A 16,899-nucleotide genomic window follows, 5' to 3' on the forward strand; every position below is an offset into this window, starting at 1 on the left:
GAGATGAAGGTGAACGTTCACCTTTCGTCCTCGAAGTTAGTGAACGTTCATCTTCTCTGTCAACATCGACCCATGACCGACGACGCCGCGAGCGGCACGAAGCGCCCCACGATCCTCGAGGTCGCGCGGGTCGCCGGGGTGTCGCATCAGACGGTGTCTCGGTTCCTGCGGTTCCACGGCGAGGGACTGAAGCCCTCCACCCGCGAGCGCGTCAGCGCCGCGATCGACGAGCTCGGGTACCGCCCCAACCTCGTCGCCCGGTCGATGCGGACGCGGCGCACCGGACGGCTGGCCGTCCTCCTGCCCACCGTCGCATTCAACCCGGCGCGGATGCTCTCGGGAGCGACCGACGTCGCGCACGACGCGGGCTTCTCGGTCGACGTCATGAGCTACGACGGCGGGGCCGCGTCGCGGGCCGACCGACTGCTGGACCTGGTCGAATGGGGGCAGGTCGAGGGTGTGCTGTCGTTCGCGCCCGTCGACGCCGAGGTGGTCGAGAGACTTCCTCCCGGCACCGCCGTCACCGTAGCCGCCGAGCTCGACGACCAGATGCGCGGCATCGGCGAACTCGCCGACGGCTCGGCCATCGTCACCATCATCGAGCGGCTCGCCGAGCTCGGCCACCGCCGATTCCTGCACGTCGCCGGCGCGCAGAACTTCGCGTCCGCCCGGTCGCGGCGCGGCGCCTACCTCGAGACGATCGAGCGCCTGGCACTGGACTCGCTCGGCGTCCACGACGGCGATTGGTCGGGCGAGTCCGGGGTCGCGGCCGTCGAGGCTCTTCCCGACGACGCACCGCCGCTCGCCGTCATCGCCGCCAACGACCTCGTGGCGGCCGGTGTCATCAGCGCCGCCAGCCGCCGTGGATGGCGCATCCCCGAGGACATCAGCGTCACCGGCTGGGACGACACCGCCCTCGCTCCCTTCCTCCTTCCCCCGCTCACGTCGGTGGAGGTCGACCTCGAGCGGATCGGCCGGAACGCGATGACCGGGCTGATCGCGACCATCCGCGGTGCGCACGCCGAGGTAGACACACGCCCCGTCAGCCGTGTCGTCTGGCGCGACTCGGCAGGCCCTCCCGGACGCGGCTGATCGGCCCGCTTCAGCCCTGCTTCAGCGTTCGCACGCCACACTGGGCGCATGCGTGTTCTGGTGGTCGATGACGAGGTGCGCCTGGCCGACGGCGTGCGGCGCGGGCTCGAGGCCGAGGGCTTCGCCGTCGACGTCGCGCACAACGGCATCGACGGCCTGTGGCGCGCCCGCGAAACGCGGTACGACGCGATCGTGCTCGACCTCATGATGCCGGGCATGAGCGGATGGAAGGTCTGCGAGGCGTTGCGGGCCGAGGAGAACTGGACCCCGGTCCTGATGCTCACCGCCAAGGACGGCGAGTGGGATCAGGTCGACGCGCTCGATGCGGGCGCTGACGACTACGTCACGAAGCCCTTCTCGTACCCCGTGCTGGTCGCACGGCTGCGGGCGCTCATCCGCCGCGGCGGTGTCGAGCGCCCCGTCGCCCTCGAGGCCGGCGACCTGCACGTCGACCCGGCCGCGCGGCGCGTCCGGCGCGGCACCACCGCGATCGACCTGACCTCGCGCGAATTCGCCGTGCTCCTGCACCTCATCCGCCACAAGGGGCAGGTCGTCTCCAAGCGCGACCTGATCGCCGGCGTCTGGGACGACGACTTCGACGGCGACCCGAACATCGTCGAGGTGTACGTCGGGCACCTGCGCCGCAAGGTGGACCGCCCGTTCGACCGGAACGCGATCGAGACGGTGCGCGGTGCCGGCTACCGACTGGCGGCCGACGGTGGCTGACCCCATGTCCACGAAGGGACGGATGCCGGTGCTCCGCACGCTGCGGGCGCGCATCACCGCCGCTGCGACGATCATCGTCGCGATCGTCATGATGCTGGCATCGATCGGCTTCAGCGCCGTGCTGAGTTCGGAGGTGAGGGACGCGACCACGCGCGCCGCCGAGACGCGCGCCGCCGAGCTCGCGACCCGCATCGACGACTCGGGCACGGCCGGCATCGCCGACCTCGACGACGACATCGTGCAGGTGGTCGACGAGTCGGGTCGTGTGGTCGCGGCCTCCGAGGACGCGGAGGAGGGCACCCTGCCCGCGGATCGCGACGGCGAGGTCGTGACCTACGACGGCGACCCCGTCCTCATCGTCGTCGACGAGGCGGACGACGATGCCCGCGTCGTCCTCGCCGTCCCCGTCGACGGCGACGAGGCGACACTCGCCACGGCGGGCTGGCTGCTGGCGGCATCCACTCTTCTCGTCGTCCTCGTCGTCGCGGCCGTCACCTGGTGGGTCGTCGGGCGCGCCCTGCGTCCGGTCGGCCGCATCCGTCGCGAGGTCGACGACATCACCGCCGATCGACTCGACCGCCGCGTCCCTGAACCGTCCTCAGGCGACGAGATCGCGGCGCTGGCCGTCACCATGACCGCATGCTCGACCGACTCGACGCGTCCGCGACGGCGCAGCGGCGGTTCGTGTCGGACGCCTCGCACGAGCTGCGCTCCCCGCTCGCGACCATGCGCCAGCATGCCGAGCTCGCCCGCGCCCATCCCGAGGCGACGACCCTCGACGACCTCGCCGAGGTGGTGACCGAGGAGGGCGCGCGGATGCAGGACCTCGTGGAGGGCCTGCTGGTGCTCACGCGGCTCGACGAGCAGGCGCCGCACCGCCGAGGGACCGTCGACCTCGATGACCTCGCCCTCGCCGAGGTGGCGCGTCTGCGCGCCGCCGGAGTCACGGTCGACGGCTCCGCGATCACTGCGGTGCAGGTCACGGGGGACGAACGCCTTCTCGGCCGCATCGCCCGGAACCTGGCCGACAACGCGGCCCGGCACGCGGCATCCCGGATCGCCGTGGGAGTCGCCCGCGACGGCGCCGACGCGGTGATGACGGTCGACGACGACGGCAGCGGCATCCCGGCCTCGGAGCGAGAGCGGGTGTTCGAACGCTTCGTTCGCCTCGACGAAGGACGGGCGAGGGATGCCGGGGGCAGCGGCCTGGGGCTCGCGATCGTCGCAGGCGTGGTGCGGGCGTCGGGCGGCACCGTCTCGATCGGCGATTCGCCGCTGGGCGGCGCGCGCTTCACGGTCCGCCTGCCGGTCGCGGACTGAGGGCGACAGGCTGGTCTCAGTCGGCGTGCTCGGGCGGCCAGACCACGGCGAAGCGCTCGAACACGATCTCGTCGTCCTCCGACCACTCCGCACCGCGGGCGGCCGCGACCCGCGTGAAGTAGCGGCGGTGCTCGCGCTGCCAGCTCTCGAGCGAGCGATCGTCCTCACCCTCGTCGAACGCGAACCCCGCGTCGACGCTCGCGAACGGACCGACGCGGAGTTCGGTGCTCCGGATGATGATCCGCGGCGCTCCGGTGCCGTCGCACGCGATCCAGTGCGAACCGATCCTCGGCAGGGCGTCGCCGTGCTCGGAGAATTCGGCGACCAGCTCGGAGGTCGCGCGCTTCGGACCGTTCAGCACGGCGTCGAGCAGCTGATCCGCGAGCCGCGGGCTGTCGCCGAAGTGCTCGACGGTGTACTCCGCGCCGGCCGTGGCGGCGGCGGGGTGGGCCGCGCGGTAGTCATCCCACATCCGGTCGGCGGCGTCGCGGTCGAGCGGGAAGGCTGCGGAGGAGAGGCTCTCGGACATCACACGATCCTCTCACCCCGGCATCCTGAAGACGGCTTCAGGTCGCTTCAGGTCTGCTTCAGTGCCCGCTCGGCAGGCTGTCCTCATGAGCGAGAACACCACCGCCCCCGACCAGCCCACCGCCCCCATCGCCGAAGCCCAGGCCGAGGCCCCTGCCGCCGCACCCTCGAAGCGTCGCGGCCGCACCGCGATGATCGCCGGCGGTGCCACCCTCGGCGCCCTGCTTCTCGTGGGCGGCGGCGTCGCGATCGGCGCGGCCGTCGCCGATGACCGCGATGACGACGGCTTCGACAGCCTCTCTTCGAGTCAGCGTTCGCAGACCGCGTCGGACGACGTCGCGGCCACGACCGAGCGCACGGACGACGACGCGCAGGTCGCCCCGGCAGCCGATTTCGGCGCGGGGAACGCGGGCGAGTTGTCTGCGCTGGTCGATGCCGCCAAGGGCGTCGCGGACGGCGAGCCGACCGCGATCGACGCCAACCGCGACGGCACGTGGGACGTCACCCTGACCGCGGGCGACGGCTCCGAGACCGAGGTGCGCATCACCGCAGACGGCACCGCCGCGGTTCATGAGACCGAGGCCGCTGAGGCGGACGACCGGGCTCCGAGGAACGTGCTCGATGCAGCCACGCTCACGGCCATGGTGGATGCCGCCCTGGCCGAGCAGCCGGGCCGCATCCTCGAGATCGACGCCGACGACGACAACCGCTCGCCGTTCGACGTGTCGGTGCTCACCGGCGACCGTCAGGTCGTCGACATCACCCTCGACGCCTCCGGCTCGGTCATCGCGAGCGAGATCGACGACTGACGCGGACGCCGACGGCGTTCGTCCGGGCGCGGGTCCTGCGGGATCCGCGCCCGTTCGCGTGTCGGTTCGCGAGGAGATGACGATTCCCGAGGAGGGATGCCGCGGCATCCCTCCGGCGCGTCAGGTCGCGGGGATCACCCCGCGCCGCGCGAGGTCGCCGAGCCAGGCGAGGCTCGGCTTGGGCGTCCGCACGAAGGTCTCGTGGTCGACGTGGATGAGCCCGAACGTCGGGCGGTACGAACCCCACTCGTAGTTGTCGAGCAGTGACCAGTGCAGGTAGCCGCGCACGTCGAGGCCGTCGCGGAGCGCCGCCGACACGCCCTGGAGGGCGCCGGTCGTGTAGTCGATGCGCCGACTGTCGTCGGCCGTCGCCATCCCGTTCTCGGTGACGATCATGGGGATGCCGCCGGTCACCTCGTGGGTGTGGCGCAGCGCGTGCCCGAGCGCCTCGGGGTAGTACTCCCAGCCCGTGAGCGTGCGCTCGACGTCATCGGGGAAGGGCACCGGGCCGTCGGGACCGATGATCGTCCGCAGGTAGGACTGCACGCCGATGAAGTCGTCGTCGCGCGCCTGCTCGAGGTAGTAGTCCTCGCGCCAGTAGCCCCACTCGTCGCGCTCCGTCTCGTACCCGGGCACCGCCTGGTACACCTGGTTCGCGACGGACCACCCGCTCTTCACGTGGCCAAGGCCCGACAGCACCTCCCGCGACGCGTGGTGGGCCTCGGCGATCACCTGGGCGACGTGCGGCGAGGGCCCCGGGAAGTTGACGCCCTGCTCGGTGTCGATCTTCGCCTCGGTCTGGTTGACCATCATGTTGGGCTCGTTGATCGTCACCACGTGCTCGACGTCGTCGAGGATGCGCGTCGCCGTCTCGGTGTAGCGGCGGAACCGGTCGACGACGTCGTCGGCATACCAGCCACCGTCGCGGCCCTGCCAGCGCGGCACCGTGAAGTGGTGCAGCGTCACGAACGGGGTGATGCCGGCATCCCGACACGTGTCGATCATGCGGCGGTAGTGGTCCAGCTGCGCCCGCGAGATCACTCCCTTCTCGGGTTCGATCCGCGCCCACTCGATCGAGAAGCGGTAGGTGCCCAGGCCCGCCTCGGCGAGCAGGCGGATGTCCTCGGGGTAGCGGTGGTACGAGTCGCACGCGTCGCCCGAGGGCTCCTCGACGGTCGTGTCGGCGGCGTGCTCGAACTCCCAGTGCGCGGTGTTGACGTTGCCGCCCTCGATCTGGTGCGCGGCCGTCGCGGCACCCCAGAGGAATCCCTCGGGCGCGTCGGTCGTCGGTCCGGTGTGCGTCGTCATGCGGGGGTCCTTTCATCGGATGCCGCGGGTGCCGCGGCCGTGGTGTGGTCGAGCTCGACGACGGCGCAGCCGAACGCGTCGAGGTGAAGGGTGTCGCCATCGAGGTGCGCGGCGTATCCGTGGACGAGGCGGCCACCGGCATCCGGGACCGTCCGCGGCGTGCGCGAGGGGTTCAGGGCGATGAGCAGGGAGCCGCCGCGCACGTATGTGAAGGGGTAGCCCGTCGTCCGGACCTCGACGGGCGCGCGGGCGGAGAGCCGCGGGTCCTCCCGCCGCAGCGCGATCGCGGCGCGGACGAACGTCAGGAGCGAGCCGGGATCGTCCCGCTGCGCCGCGACCGTCGGACGGTCGGGGTCGGGGTCCTCGGGGAGGTACCGCGACGGATGGATGCCGTCGCCCATGTCGCCCCATTGCATCGGCGTCCGCGAGCCGGCGCGCTCGTAGCGGGGGCCGAGCGACGATCCCTCGTGCGACGCGAGCCCGGGCACGTATCGCATGCCGATCTCGTCGCCGTAGTAGATCGAGGGCATCGCCGGCCACGTGAGCACGAGAAGGAGCGCCGCGCGGGCCTGTTCGGCATCGCGCGGCCCGCTGACCAGACGCGTGAAGTCGTGGTTCGCCGTCGGGAGCCCGACGACGCCGCCCCGGCCGTCGCGGTCGATCGCGCCGGCGGCCTCGCGCCACGCGGCGACGAAGTCCGCAGCATCGCCGGTGCCGTCCGCTCCCGCCCACACCTCGGACTGGTCCCATGCCTCGTGGACCGTGCCGGCGTTGTCGTTGAACAGGGACTTCAGCGGCCGGCCATCGGTGTCCCCGCCGAACTGCAGGAAGAAGTCGCTGTGGAAGCCCGCCGGGATCGCCCGTGCGGGATCGCCCCATTCCGAGAGCAGGATGCGGCCCGGGTGGCTCTCGTCGAGCCGCGCCCGGACCTCGTTCCACAGCTTCGCGGTCTCGACGTGGCCGGGGTCGTCCTTGACGAGCGAGGCCGCCATGTCGACGCGGAACCCCTGCACGCCGCGGTCGTACCAGCGGCGGATGATGTCGACGAGGGCGTCGCGGTTGCGACGCGGCCCCTCGGCGTCGACGGACTGACGCCACGGCTCGTCCGGGTGGGTCCTGGCGTAGCCGAAGTTCAGCGCGGGCTGGAAGGCGAAGAAGTTCGGTTTGTAGAAGCCGCCGCGGGGCCCGGGGACAGGCTCGAAGCCGTCGGCCTCGCGGTCGGAGAAGACGTACCGATGATCGGTCGGGTCGGCGATGGCGGCACGGAACCAGGGGTGCTCATCCGACGTGTGGCCTGCAACGAGATCGAGGATGACGGCGATTCCCTGGCGGTCGGCCGCGGCGACCAGTCGGTCGAGCGCGGCGTCGCCGCCGTAGCGTGGATCGACGTGGTCGCAATCGGCGACGTCGTAGCCCGCGTCCCGCATGGGCGACACGAAGCAGGGATTCACCCAGACGGCGTCCACGCCGAGCCAGGACAGGTGATCGAGGCGCCCCGCGAGACCATCGAGGTCGCCGATCCCGTCACCGTCGGCATCCGCGAAGCTCTGCGGATACGCCTGGTAGAGCACGATGCGATCGAGTCGGTCGGCGAGCGTCGATGACGCCATGGCTCGTTCCTCTCTGCGACGTTGCAGGTCATGTAACCGGTTACCTCGGGGAGAGTACCTGATGTATCCGGTTACATCCAGCCATGCAGCGAGGTGGTCGACGCGCTCCGCTGAGCGGATGCCGCGGGTCGGTCAGCCGCGGACAGCAGCCGCGATCCGCTCGACCACACCGTCGACGTCGGCAACCGCAGCGCCGCTGTCGGCGTCGTAGAGGAACTCCGTCAGACCGCGACGGATGCCGCAGTAGTCGAAGATCCCCGTGCCGATCTGCGTCGCGATGGACGCGTCGTACCCACGCCGCTCGTACAGTGCCGCATCCGATCCCGCGATCGGGATCATGTGCGCGGAGAGGCGGCCGAGCCCTGGCCTGATCCCCTCGCCCTCGCCGACGCCGAACGCCCAGCCGTTGACGAACACGCGGTCGATCCACCCCTTCAGGACGGCCGGCATCGACCACCAGAAGACCGGGAAGACGAGGACGAGGTGGTCAGCGCGCTCCACACGCGCGATCTCGGCCGCGACGTCCTCGGGGTAGTCGCCCCCCACGAGGAACGAGTGCCGGTCGGCGAGGGTGAACCGAGGATCGAACCCCTCTGCAGCCAGATCGGCGATCTCGACCTGGCCCGTGGGGAGGGCAGCGGCGAGTCGTGCCGCGACATCGCGGGTGAGGGAGGTGGGGTCGGGGTGGGCGACGACGATCAGCGTGGACACCCCTCCATCCTTCCCCAGCGATGAGCGGAAAGAAGTTTTTAGCACATCGGGCTTGTCCCCCGAAAGGGGGACAAATGGCGACCGAGGCGGCGGTACATTCGGATCGCTGTAGACCAACAGTTGGGGAGCTGGTTAGCCCGCACTCGGACTGGTTTCTGGGGGCTCCAGGCGTTCCCGCGTGCGGGCCACGCTACAGCGCGACGATCCGGCTGGGGTCTGGGGGAGACCCCGCTCCAGCCGGATCATCGAATGCCTTCTGTCTCGACCCGCTTTCGCGTATCGTCACCGGCAACCCAGCCCCGGGTGTCCGCGCGGGATCGCGTTCGCCAATGCACCACGGTGACGCATCCGGGAGCCCCGGTCGTCGACCCGCTTTCCCCCCGCGGCTCGCGCCGGGGTCCCTCCCGCCGGACGGGCACGGATGTCGGAACCGTCGATCAGGATGACGTCGTGCCCACATCGCTCCCCTCGCCGTGCCGCGTGTGCGGCGGCGGATGCGGGGAGCGTCTCGAGGACGCGTGGGTGTGCGCCCGGTGCGGGTGGCGGTTGGGCGATGCTCCGGACGCCGACCTCCCGCGCCCTCGCATCGACGTCGTCTACTACCTGCGGTACCGGGACCGGGTGAAGATCGGGACCTCTGCGACGCCTCGGCGCCGACTCGCCGCGATCATGCACGACGAGCTGCTGGCCTTCGAGCCGGGCGACCGCCGCGTCGAGCACGCGCGGCACATCGAGTTCGGCGAGCTGCGGGAAGGCGGCGAATGGTTCACCCTCACCGGCCGTCTGCTCGCCCACGTCGACGAGGTGCGTGAGCGGATCGGTGAACCGTGGGCCGCGTACGACCGCTGGCTCGGCGACGCGTACCGACGCCTGTCGTCGTGAGGGGTTGATGTAACCGGTTACCACCGCTACAGTCTCTCGATGTATCCGGTTACATCGCCGGACCCCGGACTCACGAGGAGGTGACGGAGGGACATGACCGACGCACGCGCACCCCGGTCGCGCACAGGATCGCGACCGACGATCCGCGACATCGCCCGCGAGGTGGGCGTCTCGGTCGCGACGGTCTCGCGCGTCACGCACGACGACCCCCGCGTCACCGGCGAGACGAAGGAACGCGTGCGCGAGGCGATCGACCGCCTCGGTTACACGCCCTCCTCCCTCGGCCGTGCGCTCTCGTACCAGCGCACGAACACGCTGGGGATCGTCCTGCCGGGTCTCGGGGGCCCGTACTTCGCCGCGCTCATCGAGGGCGCGGAATCGGTCGCCGTCGAGCGCGGTGTCGCGATCAACGTGCTCGGGACGCACCTGCGTCCCGACGCCGTGGCATCCGTCCGTCAACTCGCCGAGCGCACGGACGGACTCATCGTCGCGGGCGGGACGATCCCGGATGCCGAGATCAGCCGACTCGCCGCGGCCGGACGCGTCGTGGTCGTCGCCGGCGAGAGCGCCGAGGCGCCCGCGGTCCTGACCGACGGCCGCAGCGCGGCGGCTGAGCTGACCCACCACCTCATCGAGACCCATGGACACCGCCGGCTGTGGTTCGTCGGCGAACCGGACGGCTCCCCCGACACGACCCTCCGCTATGACGGATTCCGCGACGCACTCCGCGACGCGGGACTCGACGAAGCCGGCGCACCGCTGCGTTACGGCCTCGACGTCCGCAGCGGCGCTCTGGCGGCCCGCCAGGTGCACGAGAGCGGGCTGCCCGATGCGCTCGTCTGCGCCAACGACGAGCTCGCCATCGGCCTGTTGGCGACACTGCCCGGACTCGGCCACCGCATCCCTCAGGATGTGGCGATCACCGGGTTCGACGACCAGTCCCTCGCCGAGATCGCCTCGCCCCGACTGACCACGGTCCACCAGCCGGTCGCCGACCTGGGCGCGCACGCCGCTGCCGGCGCCCTCGGCGACGACCTCGAGCCGCGGACGGTGCTGCCCACGCGACTCGTGATCCGCGAGTCCTGCGGCTGCGCCGCGTCGGCGGGTGTCGACACCACGACGGACTGAGACCCGGGCGCCGCGCGCCCCACCCCGAGGAACGAGGAGGTTCCGATGAGAACGCGCACGAGAACGAGGATGGCGGCGAGCGCCGCCCTCGTGTCCGCGCTGCTGGCGACGTCCGCCTGCGCGAACATCGGCCTGACGCCGGCGCCGGCCGCCGAAGAGGGCATGATCGCCGAGATCCGGATGCCGTCCGAGGCAGCCGGGTCGGTGCAGGGCATCTTGAACTACAACTGGCTGTCCCCGAACGCCACCGTGCAGACGTGGCTGTTCGAGCCGCTGATGATCCGCGACCGGTTCACCTGCGAGGCGATCCCGTGGCTCGCCACCTCGTACGAGTGGCCGACACCGGACCGCATGGTCCTGACGCTCCGCGACGGCGTGCAGTGGAGCGATGGCGAGCCGTTCACCGCCGACGACGTCGTCTACACGTTCATGGTCGGCAAGGAGTTCCCCGCGGCGGACCGGGCGGGCATCTGGGGCGAGTACTTCGGCGCTCCCGCCGAGAACGTGCGGGCACTCGATGACCACACGGTCGAGATCCAGTTCACCGGAGCGGCCGTACCCAAGACCGACGGCATCCTCTCGACGATGAAGATCCTGCCCGAGCACATCTACGCCGAGCAGGGCGACCCGACGCTCTTCGTCGACACCGCCGGCGTCGCGACCGGCCCCTTCGTCCCGAAGGACTACAACGGTCGACGCCTCATCCTCGAGCGCAACCCGGACTATTGGAACGCCGACGAGGTGAAGATCCAGCGGATCTCCATGGAGGGGCAGTACGACGCCAACTCCGGTGCGCTGAAGCTCCGCGGCGGCGCGCTCGACCTCTACCGCGGCGACATCCCCAACCCGAACCGTTCGGTGGTCGCCCCCGACCCCGAGAACGCGCATTTCTTCTACCCGCCGGACGCGACCACCGTGCTCGCGATCAACAACGAGCGGCCCGTGCTGAACGACCCGAAGTTCCGTGAGGGGTTCGCCTACGCGATCGATCGCGAGGCGATCACGGAGCGCGCGACGTACGGGATCATGGAGCCCGCCAGCCAGTCGATGCTCCTCCTCCCCTACCAGGAGCAGGACATCCCCGAGAAGTGGCGCGGCAAGGAGACGATCCCCTACGACCCCGACACGGCCAATGAACTCCTCGACGCCGCCGGCTACGAGAAGAACGCCGACGGGTGGCGGGTCGACGACGAGGGCAAGCCGCTGTCGTTCATCTTCAGCGTCCAGGCCGGCTGGATGGACATCATCGCGATGGCCGATGTCGTGGTCCGCAACGCCAAGGACGTCGGCGTCCAGGTGAAGATGGTCACCACCGACCCGAACGCGGTCGACGGGATGCAGCGTTCCGGTGACTTCGACATGGTCGTCGACTTCGTCGGAGGCGGATGCCAGCGGTCGCGGGATCTCGGCGCGCGCCTGCAGTCATCGCAGATCTCGCATGACAAGGAGCTGCTCCTCAACCGTGCGCGCTACTCCAACCCCGAGATCGATGCGCTCATCGACGAGTGGGCCAACGTCACGGACCCCGCCCGCGCGAAGGAGATCGAGGAGCGCGTCATCGACGTGTTCATGACGGAGTTCCCCTACATCGCGCTGCAGTACGCACCGAGTCGACTGATCTACCGGACCGAGAACGCTGTCGGATGGCCGAGCGAGGAGGATCCGTACCCGGTCGACCAGCTGATCCGCCTCGCGTCGGAGCTCCGCCCCACCGATGGTGCGGACGCATCCGCCGGCACCGGGGAGGACTGAGCCGTGGTGTACTACGCACGCAAGACGGGCTACTTCCTGCTCACGCTGTGGGCGGCGATCACGCTGAACTTCATCATCCCGCGGCTGCAGCCCGGCGACCCGGCGGAGATCATGGTGACCCAGCTCACCGGTCGCGGCGAAGTCGACCCCGCTCAGGTCGCCGCCATCCGGACCATGCTCGGCTACGGCGACGACAACGTGTTCATCGCCTACTGGCAGTACCTCCAGCAGCTGGCGGCCGGGGACCTCGGCATCTCGTTCACCTACTTCCCCGCGCCGGTCATCGAAGTGCTCGGCAAAGCGCTCCCCTGGACGCTCGTGCTGGTGGGTCTCACACAGATCCTGGCGTTCGTGATCGGAACGCTCTTCGGCGCGATCGCCGCCTGGCGGCGCAACAGCCGCTTCGACGCGACCATCTCGGTCGGATCGACGTTCGTCGGCAACCTGCAGTCCGTATGGATCGCCCTCATCGTCGTGTTCCTGTTCGCCTACACGCTGGGCTGGTTCCCTGCGACCGGTGGGTACGGCTACACGGACCCGGGCACCCCCGAGCACATCGCCGACGTCATCGCCCACGGCTTCCTCCCCGCGCTGACGCTCATGATCACCGCCCCGATCGGCTTCATCCTGTCGATGCGCAACACGATGGTGCAGGTGCTCGGCGAGGACTACATCCGCCTCGCGTCGGCGGCCGGTCTCAAGGAGCGGACGCTCGCGCTCGGCTACGCCGCCCGGAACGCTCTGCTGCCGGTGATCACCGGGTTCGCGCTCTCGCTCGGCGTGCTCATGGGCGGGTCGATCCTCATCGAGACCGTCTTCGACTACCCCGGCATGGGGCGGCTCATGGGCGAGGCGACGAGCAACCGCGACTTCCCGCTCATGCAGGCGATCCTCCTCGCGACGATCGTGATCGTCCTCACGGCGAACTTCATCGTCGACCTCATCTATCCGCTCATCGACCCCCGCGCCCGCAAGGCGTCGGTCTGAAAGTCGGGTGACGAACATGGCTCCTGAAGAGACCCCCCTCCCGCAGCCGGCATCGATACCGCAGCCGGCGGGCGGCGTGCTGCCCGACCGCACCGAACCCGTGCGGACCTTCCGGCGACGCGTCACCGACGCGGATGCGTCGACCAAGGAGGTCGTCGCCGTCGTCCGGCCGCCGCGCTGGTACCAGGTGATCTGGTCGAGCCGGAAGGCGCGAGTCGGCATCGTGATGCTCGCCGTCTTCGCGCTCGTCGCGATCCTCGCCGACATCCTGACGCCGTACAGCCCCACCGATGCGTCGTTCGCCCCGTCGCAGGATCCGAGCGCGGCCCACTGGCTGGGCACGAACACCCTCGGCTACGACATCGGCACGCAGCTCGTCCACGGCACGAGGCTCTCGTTCGCCATCGGTGTCCTCGGCGGACTCGCGACCATCGTCATCGCGATCGTCGTCGGTCTGCTGGCGGGGTATCGCGAGGGGAGCGCGCTCGACGACGTGCTGTCGTTCGCGACGAACCTGGCCCTGGTCATCCCGGTCCTGCCGCTGATGATGGTCATCGTCGCGTACAGCGAGACCCGGGGCCTCGCCCTGCTGGTGTTCGTCGTCGCGATCACGAGCTGGGCCGGGGCATCCCGAGAGATGCGCGCGCTCATCATCTCGATGCGCAACCGCGACTACGTCACGGCAGCCCGGTTCGGCGGTGACGGGATGCTGCGCATCGTGTTCCGGGAGATCATGCCGAACATGTCGTCCCTGATCGTCTCGGGGTTCATCGGAGCGGCGACCGCCGCCATCGCGGCCGAAGCCGGGCTGTCGTTCATGGGCTTCGGCGATCCGAACACCGTCAGCTGGGGCCAGATGCTCGCCCAGGCCAACGCCAACGGCGCCCTCGTGCAGGGCCTGTGGGTCTGGCTCGTGGCCCCCGGCGTCATGCTCGCGCTCCTCATGACGTCGCTGACGTTCGTGAACTTCGGCGTCGACATGCTGAGCAACCCCCACCTGCGTGAAGAGGAGGAGAACTGATGGACACTGCGGCATCCGTGCTCTCGGTCGAAAACCTGTCGGTGCAGTACCGACCCAAGGTCGGCGCGGTCGTCGACGCCGTCAAGAACGCGTCGCTCCAGGTCGCGCCGGGCGAGTTCGTGGGGCTCGCAGGCGAGTCCGGCTCGGGCAAGACCACCTTCGCGCAGGCGGTGCTCAAGCTGTTGCGCAGCCCCGGACGAATCACGAGCGGGACGATCCGCTGGGGTGATCGGGACGTCACCGACCTGTCGGGCGACGACCTGCGACCGTACCGCTGGTCGTACGTGTCGACGGTGTTCCAGTCGAGCATGAACTCGCTCAACCCGGTCGTCCGGGTGCGGCGCATGTTCGAGGACGTCATGCACGAGCACACCGACCTCACCGATCAGCAGATCCGCGAGCGCTGCGAGGAGCTGTTCGACCTCGTCAGTGTCGACACGCGCTTCCTCGCGATGTACCCGCACGAGCTCTCTGGCGGCATGCGGCAGCGCGTCAACCTCGCCCTCGCCCTCGCGCTGCAGCCGCAGCTCGTGCTGTTCGACGAGCCGACCACCGGCCTCGACGTCGTCGTGCAGAAGTCGATCCTCGACAAGATCCGCGAGCTGCAGGAACGGGAGCGCTTCGGCGCCGTGCTCATCACGCACGACATGGGCACGCTGCTCGACTTCTCGGACCGCGTCGCGGTCATGTACGAGGGCGAGATCGTCGAGGACATCGCGGCGACGGATGCCGTGAGCCCCGGCCCGCGGCATCCGTACTCCATCCACCTCGTCGGGTCCTATGCGGAACTGCTCGGCGAGGACGTCGCCGGCTACACCGGCGCCGAACTGGACGAGCCCGCCGATGTGTCGCAGGAAGCGCCGGTCCAGGGGCGGACGGTGCTCGAGATCGACGATCTGGGCCGACGGTTCGCGAAGCGGCAGGGGATGAAGACCGAGCACGTCGACGCCGTGAAGGACGTGTCATTCACGCTCCGCGAGGGAGAGGTGACGGCGCTGGTCGGCCAGTCCGGTTCGGGCAAGTCGACGATCGCCCGCATCCTCACCCGCATCGACGTGCCCTCGTCGGGCTCGGTCCGGTACGCCGCGAAGGCCGACGGATCGATGCACGACATCGCGAAGCTGCGCGGCAAGATCGCGCGGGAGTATCGGCGGAACGTGCAGTACGTGTTCCAGGACCCCTACGCCGCACTCAACCCGACGCTGACCGTCGGCTACTCGCTCGCCCGGCCTCTCGTGAACTTCCTGCACGTCGGGCGCCGCGAGGCGATCGAGCGCTCGGCGAGCCTGCTCGAGACGGTCGGCCTCACCCCCGCCGGGCGCTTCATCGGCCGCCTGCCGCACGAGCTCTCGGGCGGCCAGCGCCAGCGCGTCGTCATCGCCCGCGCCCTCGCGGCCGAGCCGAGGCTGATCATCGCCGACGAGCCCATCGCGAGTCTCGACGTGTCGATCCGCGCCGAGATCCTCGAGGTGCTGCAGTCGCTCGTCGCCGATCACGGCGTCGGGATGCTGTACATCACCCACGACCTGCTCTCGGCGAAGAGCCTCGCGAATCACGCGCTCGTCCTCAAGGACGGCGAGCTCATCGAGTCCGGGCCCGCCGAGCGGGTCATCGACAACCCGCAGGCCGCCTACACACGGCAGCTGCTGGACGCCATCCCCAACCCGTTCGAGAAGAGGTCCGCCGCATGACCTTCCCCGCCGTCGACACCCTCCCGGCCGACATCCGCGACCTCACCGAGGAGGAGGTGGATGCCTCCATCCGGTGGCTCTGGCGCTTCTCCACGCCGTCGGGGGCCGGCACCGGGCTCGTCCTCGACAAAGACGACCTGCCCGATGTCGCCACGGTAGCCGCGACCGGCTTCGCCCTCGCCGCCTGGTGCGTGGGGGTGGACCGCGGCATCCTCGACCGCGGCGAGGTGCTCGACCGGGTGCGCGGCACCGTCCGGACCCTCGAGCAGACGGTGCCGGAGAAGAACGGCTTCCTCGCGCACTTCGTCGACGCCGCCACCGGCGAGCGCCAAGGTCGGTCGGAGTACTCGACGATCGACACGACCCTCGCCCTGTGCGGCGCGGTGGTCGCGGCATCCTTCCTCGACGACCCCGACGTGACGGCCGCAGTCGACCGGATGCTGGAGCGCATCGACTGGGACTGGATCACGACCGTCGACGACTCCGGGCGCACCCTCGTGCGCATGGCGTGGGTCGCATCGGCCACCGACGACTACGCGGACGGCGCCGACGGTGACGGATTCGTGAGTCAGTGGGACATGACGGCCGAGCAGCTGCCGATGTACCTGCTCGCCGCGGGCCACCCCGGTGTCACCGCCGAGCGCGCGCAGGCGCTGTGGGACGGCTTCGACAAGCCCGTCGGCGAGTACGGCGGGCACGAGTGCGTGTACGAGCGGGCCGGCACCCTGTTCGTCTACCACTTCCCGCTCGCGTTCTACCCGCTCCAGCGCGTGCGGGACCGCGACGGCCGTGACTGGTGGGCGAACGCGCGCGAGGCGACGCTCGCGAACAAGGCGTGGTGCGCCGATCAGGCTGCACGGTCGAAGACGTTCGCCTCCGGCCTCTGGGGACCCGCCGCCGGGGAGGGCCCGGGCGGCTACGTCGTCAACGGCGCGCGTCCCGCAGGCCACGAGCCGCGCTGGGACGGCACGATCCCGCCGGTGTCGCTGTTCGGTGCGCTCGCCCTCGCCCCCGAAGAGGTGGCGCCTGCGCTCCGCGTGCTGCGCGACGAGCACCCGGGCGCCTGGAACGAATGGGGCGCGACCGACGGCGTCAACCTGGAGGGCGACCAGCCCTGGTACGCCGGGCCGCGCTACGGCCTGAACAAGGGCGCCACGGCCGTGCTCGGTGCTGCGGCGCTCGGGTCGACCGTCGTGTGGGATGCCTTCGCGCGGCATCCGTGGATCGCCCGCGGCGCCGAGAAGCTCGGGTTCACCGCGGTGTGACGCCGCGTCAGTATCGGTTTTCGTCGCGGGCGCAAGGGCGAGTCGGTCGCACGAGACCGGGGGTACCCT

Annotated in this window: 16 protein-coding genes; 12 read left to right on the forward strand and 4 right to left on the reverse strand. The window is 70.4% G+C overall.

Annotated elements, in window-relative coordinates; all coding sequences use genetic code 11:
* The first annotated feature begins 72 nt into the window (after positions 1–72).
* The 4 genes from QE428_RS04605 to QE428_RS04620 are packed head-to-tail and all read left to right on the forward strand — an operon-like array spanning position 73 to position 3,138.
* Positions 73–1,092, forward strand: coding sequence for a LacI family DNA-binding transcriptional regulator (locus QE428_RS04605; protein ID WP_091357684.1), 1,020 nt, complete (start codon positions 73–75; stop codon positions 1,090–1,092).
* Positions 1,093–1,140: 48 nt separating this feature from the next.
* Positions 1,141–1,818 carry a response regulator transcription factor gene (locus QE428_RS04610; RefSeq protein WP_307463559.1) on the forward strand — a complete coding sequence of 226 codons (678 nt, stop codon included), beginning with the start codon at positions 1,141–1,143 and terminating at the stop codon, positions 1,816–1,818.
* A 4-nt stretch (positions 1,819–1,822) separates the two neighbouring features.
* A complete protein-coding gene (locus QE428_RS04615) occupies positions 1,823–2,617 on the forward strand; it encodes a HAMP domain-containing protein (RefSeq protein WP_307463561.1) in 795 nt (264 codons plus the stop codon).
* Positions 2,545–3,138, forward strand: a complete 594-nt coding sequence (locus QE428_RS04620; RefSeq protein ID WP_307463563.1) for an ATP-binding protein — start codon at positions 2,545–2,547, stop codon at positions 3,136–3,138. Before QE428_RS04615 ends, QE428_RS04620 begins: the two co-directional genes overlap by 73 nt.
* Positions 3,139–3,154: 16 nt before the next feature.
* On the opposite strand, the gene QE428_RS04625 is transcribed toward QE428_RS04620, so the two are convergent.
* Positions 3,155–3,667, reverse strand: coding sequence for an ASCH domain-containing protein (locus QE428_RS04625; RefSeq protein ID WP_091357694.1), 513 nt, complete (start codon positions 3,665–3,667; stop codon positions 3,155–3,157).
* An 85-nt stretch (positions 3,668–3,752) separates the two neighbouring features.
* Between QE428_RS04625 and QE428_RS04630 the strand changes: the two genes are divergently transcribed.
* The gene (locus QE428_RS04630) at positions 3,753–4,475 is read left to right on the forward strand and encodes a PepSY domain-containing protein (protein ID WP_307463567.1); all 723 of its coding nucleotides are present in this window, start codon (positions 3,753–3,755) and stop codon (positions 4,473–4,475) included.
* Between the two features lie 120 nt (positions 4,476–4,595).
* On the opposite strand, the gene QE428_RS04635 is transcribed toward QE428_RS04630, so the two are convergent.
* From QE428_RS04635 to QE428_RS04645, 3 genes are all read right to left on the reverse strand, one after another.
* Positions 4,596–5,783 carry a glycoside hydrolase family 1 protein gene (locus tag QE428_RS04635; protein ID WP_307463569.1) on the reverse strand — a complete coding sequence of 396 codons (1,188 nt, stop codon included), beginning with the start codon at positions 5,781–5,783 and terminating at the stop codon, positions 4,596–4,598.
* Positions 5,780–7,393 (reverse strand): alpha-amylase family glycosyl hydrolase, encoded by a 1,614-nt coding sequence (locus QE428_RS04640; protein WP_307463572.1) that lies wholly within the window; start codon positions 7,391–7,393, stop codon positions 5,780–5,782. Before QE428_RS04640 ends, QE428_RS04635 begins: the two co-directional genes overlap by 4 nt.
* A 132-nt stretch (positions 7,394–7,525) precedes the next feature.
* Entirely contained in the window at positions 7,526–8,104 is a 579-nt protein-coding gene (locus QE428_RS04645) for an NAD(P)H-dependent oxidoreductase (protein WP_307463574.1), read from the reverse strand.
* 450 nt (positions 8,105–8,554) lie between these two features.
* On the opposite strand from QE428_RS04645, the gene QE428_RS04650 reads away from it, so the two are divergent.
* The 7 genes from QE428_RS04650 (at position 8,555) to QE428_RS04680 (ending at position 16,830) form a co-directional block, all read left to right on the forward strand.
* Entirely contained in the window at positions 8,555–8,986 is a 432-nt protein-coding gene (locus tag QE428_RS04650) for a GIY-YIG nuclease family protein (protein ID WP_307463577.1), read from the forward strand.
* A 93-nt stretch (positions 8,987–9,079) separates the two neighbouring features.
* Positions 9,080–10,114 carry a LacI family DNA-binding transcriptional regulator gene (locus tag QE428_RS04655; protein WP_307463579.1) on the forward strand — a complete coding sequence of 345 codons (1,035 nt, stop codon included), beginning with the start codon at positions 9,080–9,082 and terminating at the stop codon, positions 10,112–10,114.
* Positions 10,115–10,159: 45 nt separating this feature from the next.
* Positions 10,160–11,866, forward strand: a complete 1,707-nt coding sequence (locus QE428_RS04660) for an ABC transporter substrate-binding protein (RefSeq protein ID WP_307463582.1) — start codon at positions 10,160–10,162, stop codon at positions 11,864–11,866.
* A 3-nt stretch (positions 11,867–11,869) separates the two neighbouring features.
* Entirely contained in the window at positions 11,870–12,853 is a 984-nt protein-coding gene (locus QE428_RS04665) for an ABC transporter permease (RefSeq protein WP_091357714.1), read from the forward strand.
* Between the two features lie 16 nt (positions 12,854–12,869).
* On the forward strand, positions 12,870–13,874 hold the full coding sequence (locus tag QE428_RS04670; protein WP_307463586.1) for an ABC transporter permease: 1,005 nt from the start codon (positions 12,870–12,872) through the stop codon (positions 13,872–13,874).
* Positions 13,874–15,565 carry an ABC transporter ATP-binding protein gene (locus tag QE428_RS04675; RefSeq protein ID WP_307463589.1) on the forward strand — a complete coding sequence of 564 codons (1,692 nt, stop codon included), beginning with the start codon at positions 13,874–13,876 and terminating at the stop codon, positions 15,563–15,565. The genes QE428_RS04670 and QE428_RS04675 overlap by 1 nt, the downstream gene beginning before the upstream one ends.
* A complete protein-coding gene (locus tag QE428_RS04680; protein ID WP_307463592.1) occupies positions 15,562–16,830 on the forward strand; it encodes a glucoamylase family protein in 1,269 nt (422 codons plus the stop codon). The genes QE428_RS04675 and QE428_RS04680 overlap by 4 nt, the downstream gene beginning before the upstream one ends.
* Positions 16,831–16,899: the final 69 nt, after the last annotated feature.

The organism is Microbacterium sp. SORGH_AS_0505 (assembly GCF_030818715.1).
GTDB lineage: Bacteria > Actinomycetota > Actinomycetes > Actinomycetales > Microbacteriaceae > Microbacterium.

Coding starts and splice junctions, on each gene's coding strand:
- QE428_RS04605 (WP_091357684.1), top strand. CDS start 73: ATGACCGACGACGCCGCGAGCGGCACGAAGCGCCCCACGATCCTCGAG.
- QE428_RS04610 (WP_307463559.1), top strand. CDS start 1,141: ATGCGTGTTCTGGTGGTCGATGACGAGGTGCGCCTGGCCGACGGCGTG.
- QE428_RS04615 (WP_307463561.1), top strand. CDS start 1,823: ATGTCCACGAAGGGACGGATGCCGGTGCTCCGCACGCTGCGGGCGCGC.
- QE428_RS04620 (WP_307463563.1), top strand. CDS start 2,545: ATGCGCCAGCATGCCGAGCTCGCCCGCGCCCATCCCGAGGCGACGACC.
- QE428_RS04625 (WP_091357694.1), bottom strand. CDS start 3,667: ATGTCCGAGAGCCTCTCCTCCGCAGCCTTCCCGCTCGACCGCGACGCC.
- QE428_RS04630 (WP_307463567.1), top strand. CDS start 3,753: ATGAGCGAGAACACCACCGCCCCCGACCAGCCCACCGCCCCCATCGCC.
- QE428_RS04635 (WP_307463569.1), bottom strand. CDS start 5,783: ATGACGACGCACACCGGACCGACGACCGACGCGCCCGAGGGATTCCTC.
- QE428_RS04640 (WP_307463572.1), bottom strand. CDS start 7,393: ATGGCGTCATCGACGCTCGCCGACCGACTCGATCGCATCGTGCTCTAC.
- QE428_RS04655 (WP_307463579.1), top strand. CDS start 9,080: ATGACCGACGCACGCGCACCCCGGTCGCGCACAGGATCGCGACCGACG.
- QE428_RS04660 (WP_307463582.1), top strand. CDS start 10,160: ATGAGAACGCGCACGAGAACGAGGATGGCGGCGAGCGCCGCCCTCGTG.
- QE428_RS04670 (WP_307463586.1), top strand. CDS start 12,870: ATGGCTCCTGAAGAGACCCCCCTCCCGCAGCCGGCATCGATACCGCAG.
- QE428_RS04675 (WP_307463589.1), top strand. CDS start 13,874: ATGGACACTGCGGCATCCGTGCTCTCGGTCGAAAACCTGTCGGTGCAG.
- QE428_RS04680 (WP_307463592.1), top strand. CDS start 15,562: ATGACCTTCCCCGCCGTCGACACCCTCCCGGCCGACATCCGCGACCTC.